We start from the raw sequence: 19917 nt of genomic DNA on the forward strand, positions 1-19917 counted from the left end.
TGGTCAGGCGTATAAGTGCTTACTGTACAGCTCGAAAGCTTCATCATGTTCCAAATCGTCCAGGATAACGATATCAGGGCCATGTTCTTTTTTGATTTGTGCGATGTATGAAGCGTATTGAGCCTGGCTTTTGTAGCCCACTGTCCAAAGTCTACCTTCGCGTAAGACGCAGATTTTCTTGCGGTAAACCTTCTTGAAACTTGATTTAGTTTTCCGGTTACGCTCCTCGTCACTGACAAGCTGGTCGATTACTTCAATCAGGTTTGAGTCTATGAGAAATGGCTTGCCATTGTGTTCGCCAAGGCAGATTGGCAGAAGACCCTTCGCATATGATTCGGCCTGGCGGAACAGCTCTTTTTTTCCTGGTTCGAACAGTACGCGAGTTTCGCCACCATGCCCATCATTATCAGCTGTACCTATGCTCAGCCCGTCGAAGAGGACAGTAGCGTTAAAGCAGACTGTTTCCTGGCTCATGCCAGTATAGATTTTGAGGCCTTTCAATTTGATTCTTGTCTGAGTGTTCATTGTGTGTTCCCCGCTTTCTAATTGTGATTCTATTTTCAATCACCTTGAGCAGGTGACGAAGTGATACGGAGAAATAATTGTTGGGTCGCCTGATAGCCGGGCTGGTGGCAGCCGCAACCCTTAGTCAGTACTTCGGGATCGTAGTTCCGAAAAGCCACAACAGTCTCCACAGCGTTTTGGGGGTGTTAACCCCCATACGCTTTGAGACTTTGCCCTAGCGGGCCGCGAATTCGCCTAATCGCCCCGTGAGGGCTCTATTCGAATTTACATGTCGTGCCTGCTTCGCTTGAGAGCGAAGCTTTTGGACGGCGATTGCCCGCGTGGCGGGCAGACATTTTTACGTGCGCATTGCGCACGATTTTCTTCGGTTACATTACAGGGCTGGCTGGGGATTGGCTTATTGCAATATTCTACAACGAAGCTGGGAACGGCTGGCTGGAACGCGAAGATTTAAATCATACTCTATATCGACTGATATCAACGACGGTATCAGCGGGGTCTGTTGCCAGCTTACAGGTCACTTGACCTTCCTGATCCAGCATCAGTGTCGCGGTTAACGGTTCATTTTGAGCATCGATTACAGTGACATTCACGCGTAACCGTGTTGGAAGCATCATCAGAATTCGCGTAGGGCTCTCTGATAATGACACGTTTCTGGCTTGCAGAACCGCTAAAACACTCTTCATTAACTCTGCTTGGTCGATCATATAGTCACATGCCACTGGATGTATTGGGATGAAATCGTGCCTACCGCAGGGCTACACGAAAGATATAAATCAGTATGACATGCGGGCCGGACTCAAACCATCAATTACTGGAACCAGTCCGAAGATAGCGCTCTGGTTTTTATGCTGTTGAATTTACATAGTTGTTATTTAGTGAATTATTCGTACCTTATCATTCACTGATATCACTTAAATTCAAAGTGAACAGGAGAGGATTGGATTAAAAGTCCATAAAATGTGAATTAAAAGTGCGCTAGGAAATGCGATAAACTGATTGATTTGTTTTGATATGGTTTTTATGTGAATTATCGGTGAGTTACTTGTGTGCTACTTATCTCCATGCTGCTATGCCTTTCCAATAAATAGATTGGATAGGGCAGGGAGATGGAAGAGGGGAGAGGGCTTACTCCGCAGGTGATTTCACTTTAAATTCAAGCCATCTTGCCCCGAGCCTGTTTTTATCCAGATTGTAGAACAACGGTTTTATACAGACCCCTTCATACTCAGGGAACTCTATACCGCTGGCGAAGTGAATCTGTAGTGTATCAGGATCAATACCCATCATGTTTGTGTCAAACAGCCTGTGGAATGTTGGTGATAGCAAAATGCCGTTACTGGCGTTATAGCAGCCTGCTACGGATGTTGGTTCAATATGTGCTGCCTCCAGCACACCGTTGAGGTGTTTGCCCGATACCGCGCACAGGCTTCCGAAATTCTTATCCACCAACTCACGGAACTGAGACTGGACATGCACATCGCGAACGCTAACCTCTCGGCGGAAGCTCGGGGAGCGCATACGGATATCTGCATGGGGGAGGTGACCGCGTGGTAATGGCAATACAGCCGGTTGCTCATCCATTACTGGATTCTGCTCCTCGCAGTAGGTGTCCACGGACTCAATCAAACGGGATGTGTCATTACCAAATCGGCGAGTGAACCAGAGCCTGAAGTGAGCCAACCGTGATGCCGGAATTTTGTTACGTGCGTACTCCTGAGCATTCTCCTTTTCGATTTCAGTATTTAGTAAAGCCAGACGGGCCTGAGAAGCACGAATTTCTTCCTGGACTCTGAGATATCCTGCCAGTAGACAAACTTTGGATTCCTGATGTTCAGGCCGTCGCGGATAACCAGATCCTGTTTCAACCACGCCAAAGGCTTTGTACCGGAACATTCGGGGAAAAAGCGTTAATGCCACCCGGTTGTTACGACGAACGAGGGAACGAATCAGATTGGTTATCTTCCTCATGTTCTGAATAGTGCGGGGAGAAAAGAACGCGGCGTATTACCTCTGCTCTATCTATTCCCGACATTATCCCTCTGCGAATGACACCACGGAGGTGAGCATTATGTCTTGCCCCGCTTACTAGGCCGAACTCACGGGACAAACTGACATACTCTTTCAGGAGGTGATGCTTAGGGTCGGTAAACGCCTCTGGAGGAATCACCTGATATGCAACTGACGAAAGTATACGGAAAGTCAGTTCAGATGCTGTCCAGCCCTCACGCCGAAGCCGAATAATTGTTATAACGAGATCATCGATACCAGGCATATCCGGTTCGATATATAGGGACATCAGAGTGTCGTTCATTCCGGGAGGAAGGCTAGCAGAGTGTGACGGGTTGCTCATAGGGTAAGGTACTGATCGGACGTAGAAGAAGCGCTTATGTTACGGAATTCGCTCTGGTGGGTTTTAGCTCCAGTGGCGAACGCTGGAACTACGGGTAAAAAAATCCCCGGTTTACCGGGGAAGTTAACAACTACCTCCAGAAGGGTTGGAGGCAAAGCCGGTTGGGCGACCGGCCACAGGGAATGCTACGGCTTAATGCCGAGTACTACACCGCCATAGACCAGGTACATCACGATGGCGAACAGCATGAAGAAATGGGTTACCGGGTGCGCCAGCGCGGCTGCTGCCGCATTGCTTGCGCTGAGCTTCAGTGAGCCAAAAGAGTGATTACGAACAGCTTGTGCTTTCATGGGTCGCTCCTGATAACGGGTTACATGTTGTGGCTTCTGTATCCAGTATCTGGTGAGTGACTCAGGTGACGAAGAAAACCAGGGCATAAAAAGCCCTGTATTTTCAGAAAGATAATATCGGTTTCGTTTTGTGTTGTGCTTGCTATTCCGGGCATAAAAAAACCGCCTGGTGAACCAGACGGCTTTGGGATAAACAGGCTTTACACAGACAGGTCAGTGGATCATTTAAGTCACTTAACCCCCTTAATCGCCAGTGTATTGCCACCAGCAGTACGTGGTCTAACGCTTAAATATCGTAGCGACCTTCTTTGATTTGCTGGAGCTGTTCAGCCAGCACCTTCGCCAGTGGTTCGGCTTCTTCTTCATCATCAAGATTGTCGATGAGCGTCAGATTCGACTCACCCGCACGGCGGGCATAAACCCCATACGCTCGCTGGCCGGAGATATCGGTGACCGAAGTCTGAGAGTGATCGCAGATGATATTGCCGTGACGGTCTACCGGCCCGAAGCTGATGGCTTCATAATCCGCATCGTGGCCCAATGGTAAATCGCGCAAAACAAACAGGCGTAATGGGAGAACGTCGTACTCAGCACCACATTTTGCTGCCACATCCAGATCGTTAATTTCACGGAGAAAATCTTTCGCTACCACCGAGTCAGAATGCATCCGGTAAATGGTCGATGCGGCCCAGATTGCACCAGCATAAAATTGTGATTCTTCTTTTGTCATTTAGCACCTGCTCTTATTGTCATGGGTATGCCGGTCGAACGGTATCCCCGTGCAGACCGTCAGTAAACGGTTATTTCCTTTGCGCAGCAGTCGCATTGGTATTCGTTGATACCACCAGTTGCGACCCAGTTTATTGCGCCGCAGCGGCAACTCAACAGCTGGCGCATACCAGGAGCAAGTGCCCGCTCTGAAAACGACTCAACCGGGACTTCGCCCGGGTAGTAGTAACCTTTTATCAGCTTGCTGCGTGAATGCCCGTCAGTGTCGGTGTAATGCAGATACACCTTCCGGGTATAAATCATACCCGAGTCAGTGCCGAACTGCGTTTTCAGAAGCATACATATCCTCCAGACGCTGAATACATTGTTGTGCGGCCTTATCAAGTAGTTCAGCCGTGGGTTCATCATAGATGCCACGTACCAGCAGACCAAATATTTCCGGGTCTACAGACAAATCGTACATGCATACGCGAACGCCAAGCGCTGTACGTAGCGCATAGACATGGCGGTTAGGCTTTCCGCCGATACCGGTGACTGACGCGACATTTTCAAAATTACCAGGGTTAACCAGGTTAATCACGGGGCACGATATACACTCAGGGATCCGCTTCAGAGCCACAGCATCCAGATACAGGCTGTGGCCCACTTTCAGGTTTTTTGGCAACGCTTGCAACGGCATGGCTTCGAGGGCCAGATTTTCTTCAAGATGCAGGTTATCCGGCAAAGTGGTAATACGGGTGTTTGACAGCATCATACTGCCAGCTACTTTCAGCGTATCCGGCAGATAGGCGATATCAGTACACATGATGTCCAGAACGCGGCCCACCGTCAGATTTTCCGGCAGATACTTAAGACGTGAAGAATTCGCCATGAGCGTACCGGTAATGGTCAGGTTGTCAGGGAGAGATTCCAGCTCAGAGTAGCTGATAAACAGATTGCGGGCCACCAGCCCGGCAGGGATGCTATGAATGCCCGACAGAATGGTCAGGGTGTTCGTCACGGTCAGATTCGCGGGAATATAGTCGCAGGGAATTGCCGGATCTTCTGGCTCAAGCGTAAACCCGACACGAAGATCGCCTTCAACGATGATTCGTCCGTCCTGAAGGGTAAAGGCCACACCATTCGCTGCCAGTTTATCAATGAAGTCTGTCATATCGGTTTCCTTTTAATGGCCCGACGAGCCGGGCCGGAGGTTCAGAGTTTGCTGACAAAGTTCTGCTGCGTGAACAGGTACATATCGCCCTGCTCATTGAACATGCACAGATTTTCGAGGATGCGCTTTTCAATCCAGACGACCGGCTTTTCACGCATATCCTTCGCGAGCGAAAAGGTGTTTCGCAGCCGGGTAATGCGGTGCTGATCATTGATTGCCTGGTGAATTGCGGCCTTTGACGCTGCCGCCTGCTTTTTTACGTTGTTGCGGGCACACCATAATTCGCCACTAGCGGCTGATGCCCGCGCTGCTGGCTGACGTGAGGAGTCCAGTTGGTCATAACGTAAGAGATTCGGCATGATGCCCCCTGTCATAGTTTTGTCGTTATTGACCTATTATCTGGCAGGTGGGGCTGGTGACGAAGGGCGCTGAGGTTGTCTGATGGTTAAAAGATTGCCGTTAGTGTTCCATATGGTATAATTGAATTACCAAATGGGAGGGCTAGTTATGACGATGAAAGTTTTTTCTCCAGACGTTACCAAAACGAATCAGCACTGCTTATGGCAGGTTGCTGGGCTGGATAATGACGGTATCGCGCTGATGGATAAAATCAATCACGGTCTCGATGGCACAGTAGCTAAGCACATTTCTGAATGGGCTAACATCACGCCGTCTGAGCTGCGCAAAATGTCGGGTATACCTAATACGACGTTTAATCGTAGCATCAAAGACCGTTTCACTGCCGATCAGAGCGAACGTCTGGTGCGCATTATCCGCGTAATTGAACGCGCTGTAGAGCTGTTTGAAGGTGACAAAGAAGCGGCGCACAAATGGCTGAACGAAGCGAACCGTGGTCTGAGCTGGAAATCACCGGCAGAGCTTGTTTCTTCTGAGACAGGTGCGCTTGAAGTGATGCGCCTGATTACGCGTATTGAGCACGGGGTATACTCGTGATCCTTTACCGACTGACCAAGACCCGTTATCTGATGACTGCGTGGTCTGGTCTGGGTGCGAAAGAAGCGGGGGGCCGCTGGAACAGCGTAGGCACTGCAATGGTCTACCTGTCTGAAACGGCCAGCCTTACCATGCTTGAAACGCTGGTACACATTCACGCGCCGCAGTTACTGGACGACTTTACACTGCTGAGTCTTGATGTACCGGATGATCAGATCCAGACCTTCGACATGAGCCGTCTCCCTGATAACTGGGCGAGTGAGGATGCTCCTGCTGAGCTGGCGCTCTACGGTGATAACTGGGCTGAAAGCGGTTCTTCTATCGCGCTGCGTATTCCAAGTGCGTTGTCTCCGGTTGAATTTAACTACTTGCTGAATCCGGCACACCCTGAACTCTTTGACCTGATGGCTACGGTTAAGAAAATTCCGTTCCGGTTTGATTCCCGCCTGAAATAACACACAGGCAACTCCCCGGCATTGACGAACTGAGGTGTCTCTGATGATTCAGAAAGCGAAAGTCGCTAAAGCGTTTATCTCTGTAATTGCCTTGTTCGCCTTTGTCTACTGGGGACTTGATCCCGATTCAATTTGTCAGGCAGTTGGTGACGCATCTCAAACCTGCGGTTACTCCGGCAAGAATGGCGATGCGAGTCTGGTTGGTTCCGTGTTTGCTCTGATGCTGACGGTGTTGGCGGGTGCGATGCTTTGGGCGTGGGTCAGGAAAGGCTAATCAGAACTCTTGCAACTCCCTCCGTGATGCCGGGTGACGCTCCTCACTGAGCGCCACCAGTCAGTCATTACAAACGGGTTGATGATTCAATCGCGGGCGGAAGGCTACTATTCAGCGCGTCGAACCCGCCAAATGCCCGGCCCTCTTTTGTCAGCACCAGATGCATCGGCGTTTCGTTGATATTACGGGCGATGTAATCGTTGATGAATGCCCGCGCCTGATCGGCATTTTTAACCTCTGCTGTTTCCGGCATGGAGTTATGGGAACGATTAAAGACGACAGAGACATAATTCCCTTCAATTCTTACCGGGCGAGTCGATACGGTGAGTTTCATGGTCATTTTCCTGTAGTGAGTGTTGTGTGTATTGGTGTTCTGCCACTATCTACTGCAACGTTGCGGCCACAGGGCGAAGAATTGCTATCGCCTTTGATAACGCCTGCCGCTCACCACCATCAAGGATTCTGACTGCTTCTACGCAAGCCGCTTCTGCTGTATCAGCACGTTCTACCAACGTCCTGACGGTATTTTCATATGATCCGCAATCAGGCTCCTGATTGCTGTCTTCGCTCAGCGTGTTCCATGACTCAGTGAGGTTAACTGCAACAGCGACCAATTGGTCAGTGCTGATATCACCTTTTACGCAACGGCAGGCCACTTCAGCGCCCAGACGTTCAGCAATGTCGTAGTACCAGACTCCCGGTTCTTCAGATGCCTGATACGCAGGTTCGCAGGCTTTACAGATCTGCTCTGCGGCATCCAACATCCAGTGAGCACATTCAATTTCGCCACCAGCCAGCGTTTCACAGATCATTGTCTGTACGCTGTCACAGTTGAAGGTGAGGGGGATAGGATTAGCCACTGATAATGCGGTCAGACGGGAGACTTCATGCTGGAAGCCCTGAAACATGAACATGGCGCAGATAGCTGGATTTAACATGGTAGACCCCTGTAGTTATGTGTGTTGTTCGTTTTGTTTACATAACCAGTTAACCACGCTCCCCGCAGGTGACGAAGGCTTTCGGGGCAGAAAATTCACAAAAAAAACCGACCATTAAGGCCGGTTATGATCTGGAGTATATGGGGCTGAAAACCGCGTTATGCCTTCACTTTCGCCATAAACAGCTGCATGGTTTCTTCAGCAAGCGGAGTGCCAACCTGCTCAAGAACATACTCCGCGACATGCGGGGTGAGAATGAAGTCGATAAACTCCGGCAAGGACATGCTGTTCAGGCTCGGTAGCTGTCTGGACAGTGCATTCTGGTAATTTTCCACTTCACCCAGTTTGCGCTCGGGCCAGCCCACCAGCTCAGGGTGCTTTTCCTTAAGTGCGAGGCCGCGCTCCGGGAAACTGTTACTGATGGGGTGTCTGGCGAGGGTGGGGATCAGGAGATTCGCCAGAAAATCCACTTTCTCGTAATCAAGACAGACAGAATTCATATAGGTTTACCTCTTGCCACTGGCTATGATGTTCGCTTGCTATCTGGAAAACTCTACCAAAGCGGCTGGCGATATCTCATTGAAAACGCCAGCAGAATGCGGTCATTTCCAGCAGGAGTTACCCCATCTGATAACTGTCATAAGATGCCCCGCAGGCTTCCACCAGCGCATCCAGATCACCGGTAAACTCTCTGGCCCGCTTCATCAATGCACGGTGTAATTCCGCTGGTGGAATGTCATCGCTACTCTTCGCCGGGTATTCAACACTGAACGCGATGGTAAACGCATGGCTATACCACGGCCCGGCATTCTGGTTTTCAAAGCGGGCCATCAGCTGGCTTTCGGTTGTATCGGTAGCAAATGTATCGAGGTGGACGACATCGACCGGCACGTTGAGTGCCCCGGCAGTGGTTGATGCCAGCTGCCGGGCTTCGTCTCCTCGCTCTGGTGGTGCGCAGTAGAGACATTTCCCGTTCAGTACCACCAGCGTCTGACCGTAGGTCGTACTGACGATACTCACGGTGTTAGCCGGTTGCGGGTGTGTGGTTGCAGTGTGCTGCATGGTGTTCTCCATTAGGTCACTCACATGGCAACCAGCTTACCCGGCACAATTCAGCTGACGAAATCAGGACGGACTGGTGTATATCGTTCGCAAAATAAAGATATTTTTTATCATCAGCACCGGTAGTTACGGGGCAAATTGCAGGTATCCGGTACAATGGTGATATGAAGGGCATTACATGCAGAATCGTGTGGCCCGGCAGACGGATACCGAATATCAGCAGAAGGAACCAGGACAATGCAGGAACTCGACTTTGACCATATCCAGATAAACCTGAACCCGCGAGCGTGTGCTGTCACACCTATCCCGGAAGACCTGAAAAGGGAGCTGGCTTATCTGGGCGCTATCGCAGAGAGAAAGAAATTCGCGGCAAGCCTGATTGTTAATCTCTACAACCCGGACGTTTGCGGGGCGAATATGTACAAACTCACGGCCTATTGCCGTAACGAGTCATGCGATACCCTTCGCGATGGCATGATGACCCTGATACAGCTTTGTGCATACATGGAGTCACATGAGATCTATGGCGAGACGTTTGTCAAAAAGCTGATTAAACAATGGGAGTTTCGTAAGTAGTCTGCTGCTTCAAAATACCTTTCTGACAGGGCGCTATGTGCGCCCTTTTATTTTAAAAAAACGGGAAGGTCTTGCCCGGGTATTACCTGCTATTTTCAACTACCAAACCACAACGGCAGAAGAAAATTGACCAGTCGAAGCAATTCGACCAGGAGTTCGACATACAGGAAATGGAAGTCTTTCATAACAGTCTCTTCATATAATTGGCTCGACAAAATCGTTGCATCACGACGATCGCAGGTGTGAGGTTTGTTTTCTTCGTGGGGGTTGTCAGCTATCACGACATTGAGGCAGGCAAGCGCAGGTGTCACAGTTTCGGGTATATTTTATGCTGGTGGGGTGACCACCAGCTGCGGGTATAGTTACTTAATGGTTTTCAGGAGGGTGAACTTGGTTTTGCACCGGGTGCATTGCGCTTTCAGAGACCCGGAGCGCACCTGTTTCAGTTTCCCGGCGCACTGGGTACAGGCTACGTCCTTCACACGTTGTGCCATTCGCTCATCCACAGCGAGTGTTTTGGTCGGGTTATGCTTACGCTTGGGAGCCTTCAAAAGCCCCAGCGCCCGCAACGTGGCTTTGTACTCCCGGGTGATCCATTGACCGTCGCGCTCATAGTGCAGGCCATCCCCCATCATATCGCCAAGCTGTATCAGCCGCTGATGCAGCACTTTTTCTTCTTCAGGACTCATATACCGTGCTCTCTTTAAATTATTGAGACGGAACCGAGCCGATTGATACCTCATATGAGGCCACCAGCGTCTTTACTGGCGTTTCAACGAAGCTGACGCTCTGCTGAGTAGAGTCGAATGAGAATCGCGTCCAGCGCCCCACAGAGCGCGATCCTGAAGCTTTCGCTATGACCGTCCCGTTCGCGCATCTCCAGAAGGGCATCCAGCTCGTTATCGTCAATCGGCAGTGGCCCGGAACAGAAGGTTTTCACCATGTCAGAGGTGTCAGGGTTTATACCTGCAATGCGCAGGATATCGGGAACCTCAGACCGGTAGATCACCGGTCGGCCTGATGGCGGTGTCCACGTTATCGGCTCTATCTTCAGTTGCGGTAAGCCAGCACCGGCGAGGGCGTTATTCAGATCGTCTATAAGCACGACATCCGCTCCTGAAGGAGGATGTACGCCGAGGGCCGCAGGGATTTCGACAGAGATATTGTGCATGGCGTTTACCTCAGTGAAGGACGTGATTAACCAGCGACGGGGGGATATCGAGTGACCCGACACTCCAGCCATTGGCAGTTGTCGCAATAAGATCTGGCCGGAACCCACCCCAACCCGTCACACGGCCCGAATCGTTGACCACCACCACCAGCGGCGCACCGGTATTTTGTGTCAGGCGAACGAGATCTGCGTTGTCCACCAGCGGGATCTCATTCACGTCCACCCCAGCCAGAGAAAAGCGGGTAAGCGTCATGCGACATTTCGGACAATCAGGGGCAGTAAACACAGTAATTTTCATTGGGATAGCCTGGTGTATACGGGATATATTCATTATCCCAGCTTTCCGCTTCTGACGAAGCGTTGCGCGGGTAATCAGAGCGTAAGCAGGTAAGATATTGTTGGGGCCATCCTGCAACATCAGTTGCGCCAGTTGCCTGGCTATTCGTCGCTCTCTCCATTAGAGAAAATAAACCAAATAAGCAGAACGCCTCCGACCCACATTCCAACAAAGAGGCAAATACCGATCAGGTCATAGACGTATTGTGGGATTTCATTCATAACGCATCCTCATTAATAATTTGTATTCAGCCTTAAACCGGTCATTTCATTAACCGAATCCGGTCTATCAAAGCGCTACCCTGCGTTGCATTCAGCCCCTCGTGCCGGTGAGTCAGGAACAGGGCAGGGCAGTCAGTTGGAAAGAGTCGAGCGGTATCGTCCACGAAGGTGTAATGCTGTAGGCCGAACCGTTTAACGACCGCCATGCATTCGTGATAACGCACGTGGTTATTCACCAGCCCATCCAGATCGGGATTGAGTCCAGCAATCCGATCGCGTATACCCGCAGGGAAATGACTCAGCACCATCTCCCGGGGTACGCCGGTACGCCAGTTTGTGGAAAGGATAATTCCCGTCTGCGGGCATTGCGTCAGCACGTGATCCAGCACAGGCATAAACTCCAGTGACCCGTTTTCCGCCCGGTGGAGTACACCGTCGATGTCCAGGAAAATCCAGTGACGACGGGCATCTATTTCCAGCCAGAACTCGCCCGCAGAGCGCCGGGTCGACATACAATCTATATCGTCCTGACAGGTAAACCTGACTAACCACTTCTGTAATAATCGGAACATAGAGGCCTCTCGCGGTAGTTGACTATATGCAGAACCGGCAACCATCAAAATCATACGGATTCTGTTGCCATGAAATACGGCCACACCCGGGGCAATTCCAGCGAGTCAGCCCCTTTGACTGTCGGCGATTTTGGCGTTTCAGCCAGGCAGGCATCAGCAGACCGGCCCCCTGCGTCATTTTACGGCGGTCTATCCGCTCAACACTGAAGGTAGGGCGCTTTGCAGCGTCAGGGATGTGATGGGGTAACCAGACGACATCAGGTCTATCTGCCTGTGGTGAGTCAAAAACTCTGGCAAGGGAAAAATCCGTGGTAGTACCCGCATCAGCCAGCCAGAACAGATCGTTTCCGTCCCATTGGCCATTAACGAAGCCGACATATTTGGTGGCGCTTTCGGAGAGAATGGTTTTTCCCGGTACAAACTGATGATCAACATGAAACACGAGATGGCGGTCGACTGCATCGGCATCAACCGGCAGGTCAAACTCCCGTCCCGTATTCCATGCGCGTTGTGCTTCCTCGCGGGTGTAAACCCGGGCATTACGCTGATCGGTGCTGTAACCTCTGCCGTGATGGCTATGAAAAGCGGTATTGCTACCAACGGTGTCACGCAAGCTGACCAGATAAAAACGGTCTTTCATGAAACACTCCAGAGGATGATGGCAGGAAAATAGCCCGGCGCGGCGGATACCGACACCGGGGAGGAGGGGTTAGCTTTCGATTTTGCTGACGTTTACGGTGTCATCGTCGTTACGCTTTACACCCAGCATGGTATCGCCATCGACTTCGATAATGCCGTCAAAGTAGTCGGTCATTTCGTCATAGCTGACTTCATCAAGGTCATCCAGCCGGTAGGAAGAGCCATCCGGCAGAACAAACTGACCATCCAGCGTGGCAAGGTCATACGCCAGCGGGGTAACCGTGAAGTAATACTCATCGGTGAACCAGACCGCGCCAACCACCAGTGGGTGAGAAATGTGGAATTCGACGGTGTTATAGCCCTGCGCTGCGATTGCATCCAGCAAATCAATGAAGCCGGGCATCGTATCGCCATCCCAGCCATCAGCCGATAAGGAAGGCTTGAGGTTATCCCAGTCGCTCAGACTGAAAAACACTGTGCCCTCACCGTCATCGCTGATATGGGATGAAATGTACGTCGCGCTTGCTTTTGAAGCCATTGCAAACAGGAAGTCCTCATCGAGCACGTGTTTGAGGGAGGTTTTAAAAACCTTGTCAGTGCCTGCTGCCGGGATAATCGCTAACATGAAACACCTCAGTGGTTGTGTTGGTCTGTTTTTATTATCGAACGACTGAGTCTGCTGACGAAGGAAAAAAGGGGACAAAAAGAGGCTGTTTTCTCAATAAAATCAGAAAGATTGTGACGGCCCGAATTCAGATGAAACGGGCGCAGACGGGGGGTTATTTGCTGGCGGATTCGGCTTCGTAAATGACTTCGTCGGCCCAGTCTCGATCAAATCCCGGCATCACCGGTAATGCTGCAACGACATCGGTAGGGAGGGCATCAATATAATCGCGCATGGCTTTTGCCACTTCCAGCAGTTCATTTTGCTTCATCATTTTCTCGCTCATTATCTCTGTCAGAAACCATCCAGCAGGAAGTCCACCGCACTTTTGATAGTGTGCCGGAACGGAGATGCGTCCATGACCGCCTGACCGAGCTGCTTCACGCGGACTGAAGCCATTTCATGCGTCATCAGGATAACGTCATTCCCTTCCACCTGTATGACCGGAGTTAATCGCGCAACCGGGGCCGAGGCTCCTTTTTTAAGCCGATGAAGGGGGATCACCAGGCGGGTATTTAACTCGCCAATGATGTCGCTCTGTATATCCAGCAGGTAAGGGTATGCCTGGCTGTTGCCGGGATTGCGGTAAACGGTATATTGCATTATCAGAACGTCCTGTATTCGTCAGACAGTAACCCATGCTCTTCAGTGATGCGGTTCAACTCCTGAATACCAGCACGATTCTGTCGTTTCCATTCTTCCGCTGCACTGGCCTTCAGTTTGCTCTGAAGCGCTTCTGCCAGCGTGGCGGACAAGTTAATCCCAGCGTCTTTTGCCTGCTGTACGAGCATTGGCTCAAGGGTGACACTGACGGTTTTTTTCTGGCGAGCAGCTGTAGCCTGCATGTGTCCTCCAATAAAAAAGCACGTGTCGATTACACGTGCTTTAAGTATGCGCCCATTTTATCCCACCAGCAAATTTGTTTGCCTCCGAGAGAGTCTACTGCGTCAGTTCAGCAGGTCAGATGGCCTAGACCGCAGAGGCTACGTTTTTCCAATCATGATAAGCAACACACGCCTGTTTGGCAGGTTGGCTGCAACTTTAGCTGCTTTATCAATGCTTTGTGCTGTATACACTACCCCTCTTTCTTTCAGGTTCTCCGCGTTCTGACGCAGCGTTTCCTCTGAAAAGCTGGACGACTCATCAATGCCAACTGGGCCGGGCTTTGCACCGCGCAAACTGAATGGCACAGGGCCATGCCAATCATTCTTTACCAGTAACAGTCGGGCATCAATGATCCGTCCTGGTAGCGTTCTTTCGATGAGGTAACTTTTTCCGGTTCCAGTGCTGCCAATCAGGCAAACGGTGTAACCGAAACGCAATGCCCATCGAATGATTAGAGCCCAATACCGCGCCCGGAACGCGGAAATGACAGGCATTTCACCTGGTCTAAATACCGCTGCGAAAAGACATGAATAGCTATATTTCTCAGCGTTACAATCTTTCATAAAACTTTATCCAGTGATGTGTTTTTGGGGAATTTTCTGCCCGCCCAGCAGGTAGCTGGTGTATCTGAAGTACATAACATCTTGTAGTTGCCTCTGACTATCTCTCTGGATATAGACTTATCAAATTCATTTCTATCCATATCAAATAGCCAGTAGAACCCATCAGCATAGATAATTGTGGTTCGATTGGGATCCGAAGCTACGACGCGAGCATCCGTAATCAAATTCTCCTCATAGCGCAAAGGCGAAGCGGAGAAAAAGAATATTATTAATACGAACCAACTCCCTATGAAACACGGTAAAACATGTTTTTTGCAATCCTTTAAACCATCTTTGTTGCCTTTCATTTTGTAGTCATAAAGACCAAGCAAAAAAAGTAAGAAAGAAAAAGCAAACCCCAGAAAAACGTGAGTATAAAACTGATGGATGCCGTCACTCCATGTAATACTGATACTTCCAGCATTTGTTCTTTTTGTTGTTATTTCTAATACGGAAATGAAAATGGCTGTTAACTGACTAAAACAAAATATTTTTATGCTTAATTCAGACTTAAACGCTTTGTTATATACTAATACAATCACAAAAAGTATTACGATTACAAAAGCTGTAATCATAAACTCACTCATCATCATGAGCACACTGTTATTAATACTGTAATTTATGTTCATCATCACTCCTTAATTTCACAACTTTTCATCATTTTATTTGAGAATTGACAGGCTTATCGAGTAGGGGGTTTAGCGTCCTTGAATATGTTCGCTCGTGTGGCGCTCACTAGACACCAGATAACAGAAGAAAGCAGAGCAAGCATTGCGTAAACCATTCGGAAGTTTGAATCCCACTTCGCGGTTACTATTGATTCATCGACCGCCTCGCGAACGCAGGGAGATTCGATAAGTGTCGGGGGAGTCGTGGATTGTGGCTCTTCGGTACATACCATTAGTTTGCCGACCGGAGCACCATCAATGACAGCCCTGGCTGCACTAACCAGATGCGCTGAAGGTGAACCTGAATAGTTCATGCAGATGAACGTGATAAATAAAGCAATCGCCGGGCCGGAGACCAGAGTGAAGAATGCGAAGCTGCGGCAGGCCGTAGTATGGCGATGCAAATTAGCGAGAAATGTCATCATGATTTGTCACTCTGGGTTTTAGTCGTATCCGACTCGGTGTCACATCGCTGGAAAGCTACTTGAGGAGGAATTTGATCAACCCCGGTAAAGCAATATTTCAGGGATAGTTGCTTTTTTCCCTCATCCAGTCCAACAAAAAAGATATCGACCGGATCTTCATGAAGTAGCTCTTTTGAGAGCCGGTTGTAGGCCATCCAGCTCCCAACCATATCGACCATTGGCTTAAATTTATCAGTTGCGTTATCTGTAGGTTTAAATGGAATTACACGGAAAACATTCCATCGTGAGCAACGAACCAGCAATTGAGCATCACTCTGAAAGACGTCCAGATCAGTGTTATTTGTCAGGACTTTACACAGCGACTTGAGATCGTTACCCCTGACCTCCAGTTGGCTGAAGCTTCTATAATACTTTTCACATCCAGTTAAGTGCTGAGCGTAGCACTGCTTCAACAGTGTTGTGTCGTTACTGGCCTGCAATTGAGTATCTTTCGCCACATAGGCATCACTGATAAGAAAATCGGGATAGAGGTGTCCCTCCCATAGCAGTTTCTCGGCGATAGCGCCCCCCAGCACCACCACCAATAAGATAAAAAAAATTGGGAACGTCTTACCCAGAGGTATTTTCATAAATCTCACCAGTCGTTAATTTGAGGTAAATTTGCTTTCCAGATTCAGAATGCATTTTTCATGTGCATACATGACGGCGGAATCATGGCCGTAATAGAGTTCGCCATTTTCACGCTGCCACTCACGCGCTTTTCGGGTACGGAATGCTTCTGACATATGTTTTCCACACAACTCACATGGCCCGAAAAAGTCGCTGCTGCGGCCTGTTGATTTTGTGAGTCTGACGATATTGCCTGTAGGTCTACCCATACTGCCCCCTGTGCTGCTGGCATTGACCGGCTGTCTGCCGTGCTAAATGAGTGGTTATTTATCCGCGTCATCATCGGATTCTTTCGGCACGAGTTTTGTATAGCTAAATGTCATATCAGAGGGACGGATCCCATAGCGCCACGGCTTTCTGCGGTAGTTAACTGCCTCGCTTACCATCCAGCAGATAAGAGCGATACCCGCCACTATCAGGTAGCCTTTGAGCAACAGCGAGTCCCATTGTTTAATGGCATCATCGGCATTCACCACGTGTCGCTGGCATTCTGAGGAGCGGAACGCGGCAAACACTGCTTTCTCTTCAGGGCAAACCATGACCGAGGTGCTGGTGGCATTTCCAACCAGACTACGGGCCTGATCGAGGAAGACCTTGGATGGTGAACTGGTAAGAACTGTGCAGAACAGAATGAGCAGTAACGCAACTGCCGGAGCAGTGACAAACGAGAAAATGAATGCCTGCCCGGATTTCCATAAAACGTCGCTGATGTAAAATTTCATGTCGGTGTTTCCTCTTATCGGTATTCAGGCCCAGAGCAGCCCGGGGCTTAATTTATGCTGACTGGAGTCCGCCAGATTGTTTCTCTTCAGCGCGGGTATTCCAGCGCGTCACAGCGGCTTGTTCGGAGTCCTGAAACGCCACCGTGGCCTCACAGGAATTGCAGCAGGCGCGAAAATTATTCGAAATCTCCCGAACCCGGATAGATGAACAACCGCAGAAAGGGCAGGGCTTGACGTTATCGTGTCTCATCGTATTTCCTCGCTGGTGGGCTTTATCCACCGAAGCTATTGAGCCGAATTTCAGGTTCATCACCGAGCTCGTACATGTGTCCCATTTCGTTCATGATGGTGCTACTGCCATTGAACCAGGTAACCATGCATCGCCAGTGCTGACTGCCGTTTTCACCCCAGCGGCTCACGCCCGCAGCATCCATTTCGTCTTCAGTGATAAAGAAATCCGCGCCCGGCAGTTTCTCGGCATCAAGGCAGATCTCAGGCTCAACGACGAAGCAGATACCGTTGCTGTTCATGACGTACATACGCCGCTCAAGGGTTTCAGTACTGACAATGACCTGCTTATCAGAAGTAAGGTGTGATTTAGTGACTTCCATGCGAATCAGGTTCTTTGCATTAGCCTGTCCACTCGCAAAAACCATTGACGCATTGCGAACCATTAACTCAGCAGCTTCTTCACCGAAGCTACGAAGGCCCATCAGTGCAAGCAACTCACTACATTCGGCTTTACCGAGGTTGCCAGTAGTCAGATTAACCACGCCTTGTAGAGTGCTCAGTTCAACCGGTTGTGACCGGAGGATGTCGCGAAGCAGTGTATTACCCGCCGTGCCCGGGTCGCTCCAACTGGAGGATTCGGGACGCTGATTTTCAAGAAATAGGGCGCTTTGCAGTAAAGCCGCTGGTGGCTTTCCGGCAAAACTCAGTTTTACTCTGACCGAATCGAATGGGTGCATGACGGCGGTTTCTCCATAATATCGTGAAGCTAAAAACTGTTTTAATCCTATTATCCCACCGGTCGACAATTGACGAAGTAATCGGGTATGAAATGGACACCCCTTCGATAATTCACATATAGCGAAGCCTTTACGCCTTTGTCTTATCCGCAGGCTGGGGAATGCAATAACTTAAGATGGTGATAGTTTCCCCACGCTTTGCTTTAGGCGCGGCACTCTGGCATTCATCATAGGTTTTGTAGTCAGGTATTTTCTGAGAGGTGACACCACTTGGATTAAGACCACTTGAATAAAGCCCAATCACGAGAACTAAAGTAAACATGTTATTACTCCAGAATGTATTGATGGAAAGTAAGTGAGAATGCCATTATCCATTTCTCCTAAAATCCCGAAAAAACTTTTCAAGAAAGGTACTTTTCGGTTACTTCAGCGTAAGCATACTTAGATCGCAAAATGAGTGAATAAATAACTTTGCTCTGCAATTGTTTTTGCTGAACTTCAAATTAATCAGTCATCGATTTCATCAGGCAAGTGAAAAGCTGAGACGTAAAGCTTGCCATCATGAAAATCCAAACCATCTTGGCAGTGATAATCGGAAATTCGAGAGTGCCAATATAATAAATAATAATTATCAATCCCCCCAAGGCCAGACATCCAAGGAGACCTGCTGCTGCCTTTAGGAAATCACTGCCTTCAGGATTCTGGAATGTGAATCCAGTTATAATCAGCGAGGAAAAACAAGCGAACAAACAAGTTCTATACAAAGGCCAGTCCCCGGATATAACATTTTCTCGAATAAGCACTGCCCATATCAAAAATTCAATGCTGAAAATAATCAGCGGAACTGCGAGCACACGAAATGAAAGTTTTTCATATAAAGTGGTAATAATTGATGTCATAGCAAACCCCGCTTGCAATATTCAAATTAATTTTCGTGGTTTTTACCTGCTTTTAACAAACGCGTTATTTCATCAGTAAGGCAGAAACTTTTCCCAGATGATGGTTTCCCGATAACCACAACGTGACCAGTACTTGGAGTTCCCTCTACTTTAAAAAATGCAAGTTTTGCATCGATAATTTTATTTTTCATTGCATCGGTAACCTTGTATGACGTGGGGGTAAATTTTGTGCGTTAATGTTCAATGATAATATTAATCGCGAAATACTGTATCTATAGGGTCTGTTGATTAAGACTATCCCTCTTGAAGTAAAATACAATCATCATTCCTATCTGTATGGAATAGGAAGCCAATTCAGCATATGTTACATAATTGCTTGTGATGAAGGAAAAACCTCGCGCGATTACAAGTAGGAGTATTGATGCAATAAACACTAAAACCCAAACGGTAAGCATTCCCAGCACTGAAAGAAAGTACTCATATTCATTTGGGTCGTAAAATACAAATGCTGTTGAGAATATTGCAATAATACATAACGGAAGTGATGTAGCGAGTTCCGACCATTGAAGGTCAATTTTTCCAACCACCAGCAATGTAGAAATGACAGCGTACTGTATAGCCGATAGAACTGTTACCGGAATCGCAGCTCGAATGAACCTAAAAACAGAATGTTGTGTTTTAGCCTGGTTTTTCATGTGTTACCACCTGTCATTTGTTTCGAAACCAATCATAACCAGAGTGATAGATTTCAGAGTGAATAAACCACTACAAAACGCCCCCATTTATTGCTGGACATCATCCGCAGGAGTGGCATAAAACTCACGACCTGACGCGCCGAGTTTTTTCTGAAGCTTCTTTGTTGCTTCAGCCTGACTTCGGGCCTTGAAATAGAACGTCCTGATAAAATCCCCATTGTTGTAGTTAACGTCCTCTGGATTTGCCCATTTCTGCATAGCAACAAACCGGATAGAAGGCTTCGGGATGGTTTTCACCTCGACATACCCCCGGCCCTTGCAGCGAAAACACACACCGCCTTGAACGTGCCGGAACGCTCGGATCTCACCCTTACCACCCAGACAGCGTGGGCATTCAATTTTATGCATAGC

At 48.9% G+C, this 19917-nt stretch carries 37 protein-coding genes; 4 read left to right on the plus strand and 33 right to left on the minus strand.

What is annotated here, in order from left to right; genetic code table 11:
- Positions 1–3: 3 nt before the first annotated feature.
- From QMN93_RS18145 to QMN93_RS18180, 8 genes are all read right to left on the minus strand, one after another.
- Positions 4–525, minus strand: a complete 522-nt coding sequence (locus QMN93_RS18145) for a hypothetical protein (RefSeq protein ID WP_007372310.1) — start codon at positions 523–525, stop codon at positions 4–6.
- Positions 526–980: 455 nt separating this feature from the next.
- Complete coding sequence (locus QMN93_RS18150; protein WP_024196080.1) at positions 981–1232, minus strand: hypothetical protein; 252 nt, start codon at positions 1230–1232, stop codon at positions 981–983.
- Between the two features lie 421 nt (positions 1233–1653).
- Positions 1654–2496, minus strand: coding sequence for an HNH endonuclease signature motif containing protein (locus QMN93_RS18155; protein ID WP_007372307.1), 843 nt, complete (start codon positions 2494–2496; stop codon positions 1654–1656).
- A 567-nt stretch (positions 2497–3063) separates the two neighbouring features.
- Positions 3064–3228 (minus strand): hypothetical protein, encoded by a 165-nt coding sequence (locus QMN93_RS18160; protein ID WP_007372306.1) that lies wholly within the window; start codon positions 3226–3228, stop codon positions 3064–3066.
- A 286-nt stretch (positions 3229–3514) separates the two neighbouring features.
- Positions 3515–3958, minus strand: coding sequence for a hypothetical protein (locus tag QMN93_RS18165; RefSeq protein ID WP_007372305.1), 444 nt, complete (start codon positions 3956–3958; stop codon positions 3515–3517).
- Positions 3959–4017: 59 nt separating this feature from the next.
- Positions 4018–4296, minus strand: coding sequence for a hypothetical protein (locus tag QMN93_RS18170; RefSeq protein WP_007372304.1), 279 nt, complete (start codon positions 4294–4296; stop codon positions 4018–4020).
- Entirely contained in the window at positions 4268–5110 is an 843-nt protein-coding gene (locus QMN93_RS18175; RefSeq protein WP_007372303.1) for a hypothetical protein, read from the minus strand. The genes QMN93_RS18170 and QMN93_RS18175 overlap by 29 nt, the downstream gene beginning before the upstream one ends.
- Positions 5111–5151: 41 nt before the next feature.
- Positions 5152–5469 (minus strand): hypothetical protein, encoded by a 318-nt coding sequence (locus QMN93_RS18180; RefSeq protein ID WP_007372302.1) that lies wholly within the window; start codon positions 5467–5469, stop codon positions 5152–5154.
- A 148-nt stretch (positions 5470–5617) separates the two neighbouring features.
- Between QMN93_RS18180 and QMN93_RS18185 the strand changes: the two genes are divergently transcribed.
- The 3 genes from QMN93_RS18185 to QMN93_RS18195 are packed head-to-tail and all read left to right on the plus strand — an operon-like array spanning position 5618 to position 6793.
- Complete coding sequence (locus QMN93_RS18185) at positions 5618–6064, plus strand: antitoxin Xre/MbcA/ParS toxin-binding domain-containing protein (protein WP_008786588.1); 447 nt, start codon at positions 5618–5620, stop codon at positions 6062–6064.
- Entirely contained in the window at positions 6061–6519 is a 459-nt protein-coding gene (locus tag QMN93_RS18190) for an RES family NAD+ phosphorylase (protein WP_007372300.1), read from the plus strand. The genes QMN93_RS18185 and QMN93_RS18190 overlap by 4 nt, the downstream gene beginning before the upstream one ends.
- A gap of 43 nt (positions 6520–6562) precedes the next feature.
- On the plus strand, positions 6563–6793 hold the full coding sequence (locus QMN93_RS18195; protein ID WP_007372299.1) for a hypothetical protein: 231 nt from the start codon (positions 6563–6565) through the stop codon (positions 6791–6793).
- 67 nt (positions 6794–6860) lie between these two features.
- Here the strand turns inward: QMN93_RS18195 and QMN93_RS18200 are convergent, their stop codons facing one another.
- From QMN93_RS18200 to QMN93_RS18215, 4 genes are all read right to left on the minus strand, one after another.
- The gene (locus tag QMN93_RS18200) at positions 6861–7127 is read right to left on the minus strand and encodes a hypothetical protein (protein WP_007372298.1); all 267 of its coding nucleotides are present in this window, start codon (positions 7125–7127) and stop codon (positions 6861–6863) included.
- A gap of 49 nt (positions 7128–7176) precedes the next feature.
- On the minus strand, positions 7177–7731 hold the full coding sequence (locus QMN93_RS18205) for a hypothetical protein (RefSeq protein WP_007372297.1): 555 nt from the start codon (positions 7729–7731) through the stop codon (positions 7177–7179).
- Between the two features lie 158 nt (positions 7732–7889).
- Positions 7890–8231, minus strand: coding sequence for a hypothetical protein (locus QMN93_RS18210; protein ID WP_007372296.1), 342 nt, complete (start codon positions 8229–8231; stop codon positions 7890–7892).
- Between the two features lie 118 nt (positions 8232–8349).
- Positions 8350–8793, minus strand: coding sequence for a hypothetical protein (locus QMN93_RS18215; RefSeq protein ID WP_007372295.1), 444 nt, complete (start codon positions 8791–8793; stop codon positions 8350–8352).
- 237 nt (positions 8794–9030) lie between these two features.
- Between QMN93_RS18215 and QMN93_RS18220 the strand changes: the two genes are divergently transcribed.
- Entirely contained in the window at positions 9031–9369 is a 339-nt protein-coding gene (locus QMN93_RS18220) for a hypothetical protein (RefSeq protein WP_007372294.1), read from the plus strand.
- A gap of 362 nt (positions 9370–9731) precedes the next feature.
- On the opposite strand, the gene QMN93_RS18225 is transcribed toward QMN93_RS18220, so the two are convergent.
- The 21 genes from QMN93_RS18225 to QMN93_RS18325 form a co-directional block, all read right to left on the minus strand.
- Positions 9732–10058, minus strand: a complete 327-nt coding sequence (locus QMN93_RS18225; RefSeq protein WP_007372293.1) for a hypothetical protein — start codon at positions 10056–10058, stop codon at positions 9732–9734.
- An 83-nt stretch (positions 10059–10141) separates the two neighbouring features.
- Positions 10142–10540, minus strand: coding sequence for a hypothetical protein (locus tag QMN93_RS18230; protein WP_007372292.1), 399 nt, complete (start codon positions 10538–10540; stop codon positions 10142–10144).
- Positions 10541–10550: 10 nt separating this feature from the next.
- Positions 10551–10793 (minus strand): hypothetical protein, encoded by a 243-nt coding sequence (locus QMN93_RS18235; protein ID WP_007372291.1) that lies wholly within the window; start codon positions 10791–10793, stop codon positions 10551–10553.
- A 346-nt stretch (positions 10794–11139) separates the two neighbouring features.
- Positions 11140–11610 carry an HAD domain-containing protein gene (locus QMN93_RS18240; protein WP_007372290.1) on the minus strand — a complete coding sequence of 157 codons (471 nt, stop codon included), beginning with the start codon at positions 11608–11610 and terminating at the stop codon, positions 11140–11142.
- A gap of 82 nt (positions 11611–11692) precedes the next feature.
- Complete coding sequence (locus tag QMN93_RS18245) at positions 11693–12310, minus strand: hypothetical protein (protein WP_007372289.1); 618 nt, start codon at positions 12308–12310, stop codon at positions 11693–11695.
- 69 nt (positions 12311–12379) lie between these two features.
- The gene (locus tag QMN93_RS18250; RefSeq protein WP_007372288.1) at positions 12380–12934 is read right to left on the minus strand and encodes a hypothetical protein; all 555 of its coding nucleotides are present in this window, start codon (positions 12932–12934) and stop codon (positions 12380–12382) included.
- A 154-nt stretch (positions 12935–13088) separates the two neighbouring features.
- Positions 13089–13247 (minus strand): hypothetical protein, encoded by a 159-nt coding sequence (locus QMN93_RS18255; RefSeq protein ID WP_016241558.1) that lies wholly within the window; start codon positions 13245–13247, stop codon positions 13089–13091.
- Between the two features lie 20 nt (positions 13248–13267).
- Positions 13268–13576 (minus strand): CcdB family protein, encoded by a 309-nt coding sequence (locus tag QMN93_RS18260; protein ID WP_007372286.1) that lies wholly within the window; start codon positions 13574–13576, stop codon positions 13268–13270.
- A gap of 2 nt (positions 13577–13578) precedes the next feature.
- Positions 13579–13818, minus strand: coding sequence for a type II toxin-antitoxin system CcdA family antitoxin (locus QMN93_RS18265; RefSeq protein WP_007372285.1), 240 nt, complete (start codon positions 13816–13818; stop codon positions 13579–13581).
- Positions 13819–13956: 138 nt separating this feature from the next.
- Positions 13957–14421, minus strand: a complete 465-nt coding sequence (locus QMN93_RS18270; RefSeq protein WP_008786596.1) for a hypothetical protein — start codon at positions 14419–14421, stop codon at positions 13957–13959.
- On the minus strand, positions 14418–15092 hold the full coding sequence (locus tag QMN93_RS18275) for a hypothetical protein (protein WP_008786597.1): 675 nt from the start codon (positions 15090–15092) through the stop codon (positions 14418–14420). The genes QMN93_RS18270 and QMN93_RS18275 overlap by 4 nt, the downstream gene beginning before the upstream one ends.
- A 457-nt stretch (positions 15093–15549) precedes the next feature.
- Positions 15550–16182 (minus strand): hypothetical protein, encoded by a 633-nt coding sequence (locus tag QMN93_RS18280; protein ID WP_007372282.1) that lies wholly within the window; start codon positions 16180–16182, stop codon positions 15550–15552.
- 15 nt (positions 16183–16197) lie between these two features.
- Complete coding sequence (locus QMN93_RS18285; RefSeq protein WP_008786598.1) at positions 16198–16431, minus strand: hypothetical protein; 234 nt, start codon at positions 16429–16431, stop codon at positions 16198–16200.
- 54 nt (positions 16432–16485) lie between these two features.
- Positions 16486–16944, minus strand: a complete 459-nt coding sequence (locus tag QMN93_RS18290; protein ID WP_008786599.1) for a hypothetical protein — start codon at positions 16942–16944, stop codon at positions 16486–16488.
- A 52-nt stretch (positions 16945–16996) separates the two neighbouring features.
- A complete protein-coding gene (locus tag QMN93_RS18295; protein WP_306083951.1) occupies positions 16997–17254 on the minus strand; it encodes a Lar family restriction alleviation protein in 258 nt (85 codons plus the stop codon).
- Entirely contained in the window at positions 17217–17912 is a 696-nt protein-coding gene (locus QMN93_RS18300) for a hypothetical protein (RefSeq protein ID WP_007372278.1), read from the minus strand. Before QMN93_RS18300 ends, QMN93_RS18295 begins: the two co-directional genes overlap by 38 nt.
- 130 nt (positions 17913–18042) lie before the next feature.
- The gene (locus tag QMN93_RS18305) at positions 18043–18234 is read right to left on the minus strand and encodes a hypothetical protein (protein WP_016241560.1); all 192 of its coding nucleotides are present in this window, start codon (positions 18232–18234) and stop codon (positions 18043–18045) included.
- 181 nt (positions 18235–18415) lie between these two features.
- Positions 18416–18811, minus strand: a complete 396-nt coding sequence (locus tag QMN93_RS18310; protein ID WP_024196081.1) for a hypothetical protein — start codon at positions 18809–18811, stop codon at positions 18416–18418.
- Between the two features lie 26 nt (positions 18812–18837).
- On the minus strand, positions 18838–19002 hold the full coding sequence (locus QMN93_RS18315; protein ID WP_007372277.1) for a hypothetical protein: 165 nt from the start codon (positions 19000–19002) through the stop codon (positions 18838–18840).
- An 81-nt stretch (positions 19003–19083) separates the two neighbouring features.
- The gene (locus QMN93_RS18320) at positions 19084–19506 is read right to left on the minus strand and encodes a hypothetical protein (protein WP_323619851.1); all 423 of its coding nucleotides are present in this window, start codon (positions 19504–19506) and stop codon (positions 19084–19086) included.
- An 87-nt stretch (positions 19507–19593) separates the two neighbouring features.
- A complete protein-coding gene (locus QMN93_RS18325; RefSeq protein ID WP_016241561.1) occupies positions 19594–19914 on the minus strand; it encodes a hypothetical protein in 321 nt (106 codons plus the stop codon).
- Between the last annotated feature and the right edge of the window lie 3 nt (positions 19915–19917).

It is taken from the genome of Enterobacter sp. R-1.6.2 (genome assembly GCF_035064085.1).
GTDB classification, from domain to species: Bacteria; Pseudomonadota; Gammaproteobacteria; order Enterobacterales; family Enterobacteriaceae; genus Enterobacter; species Enterobacter asburiae_B.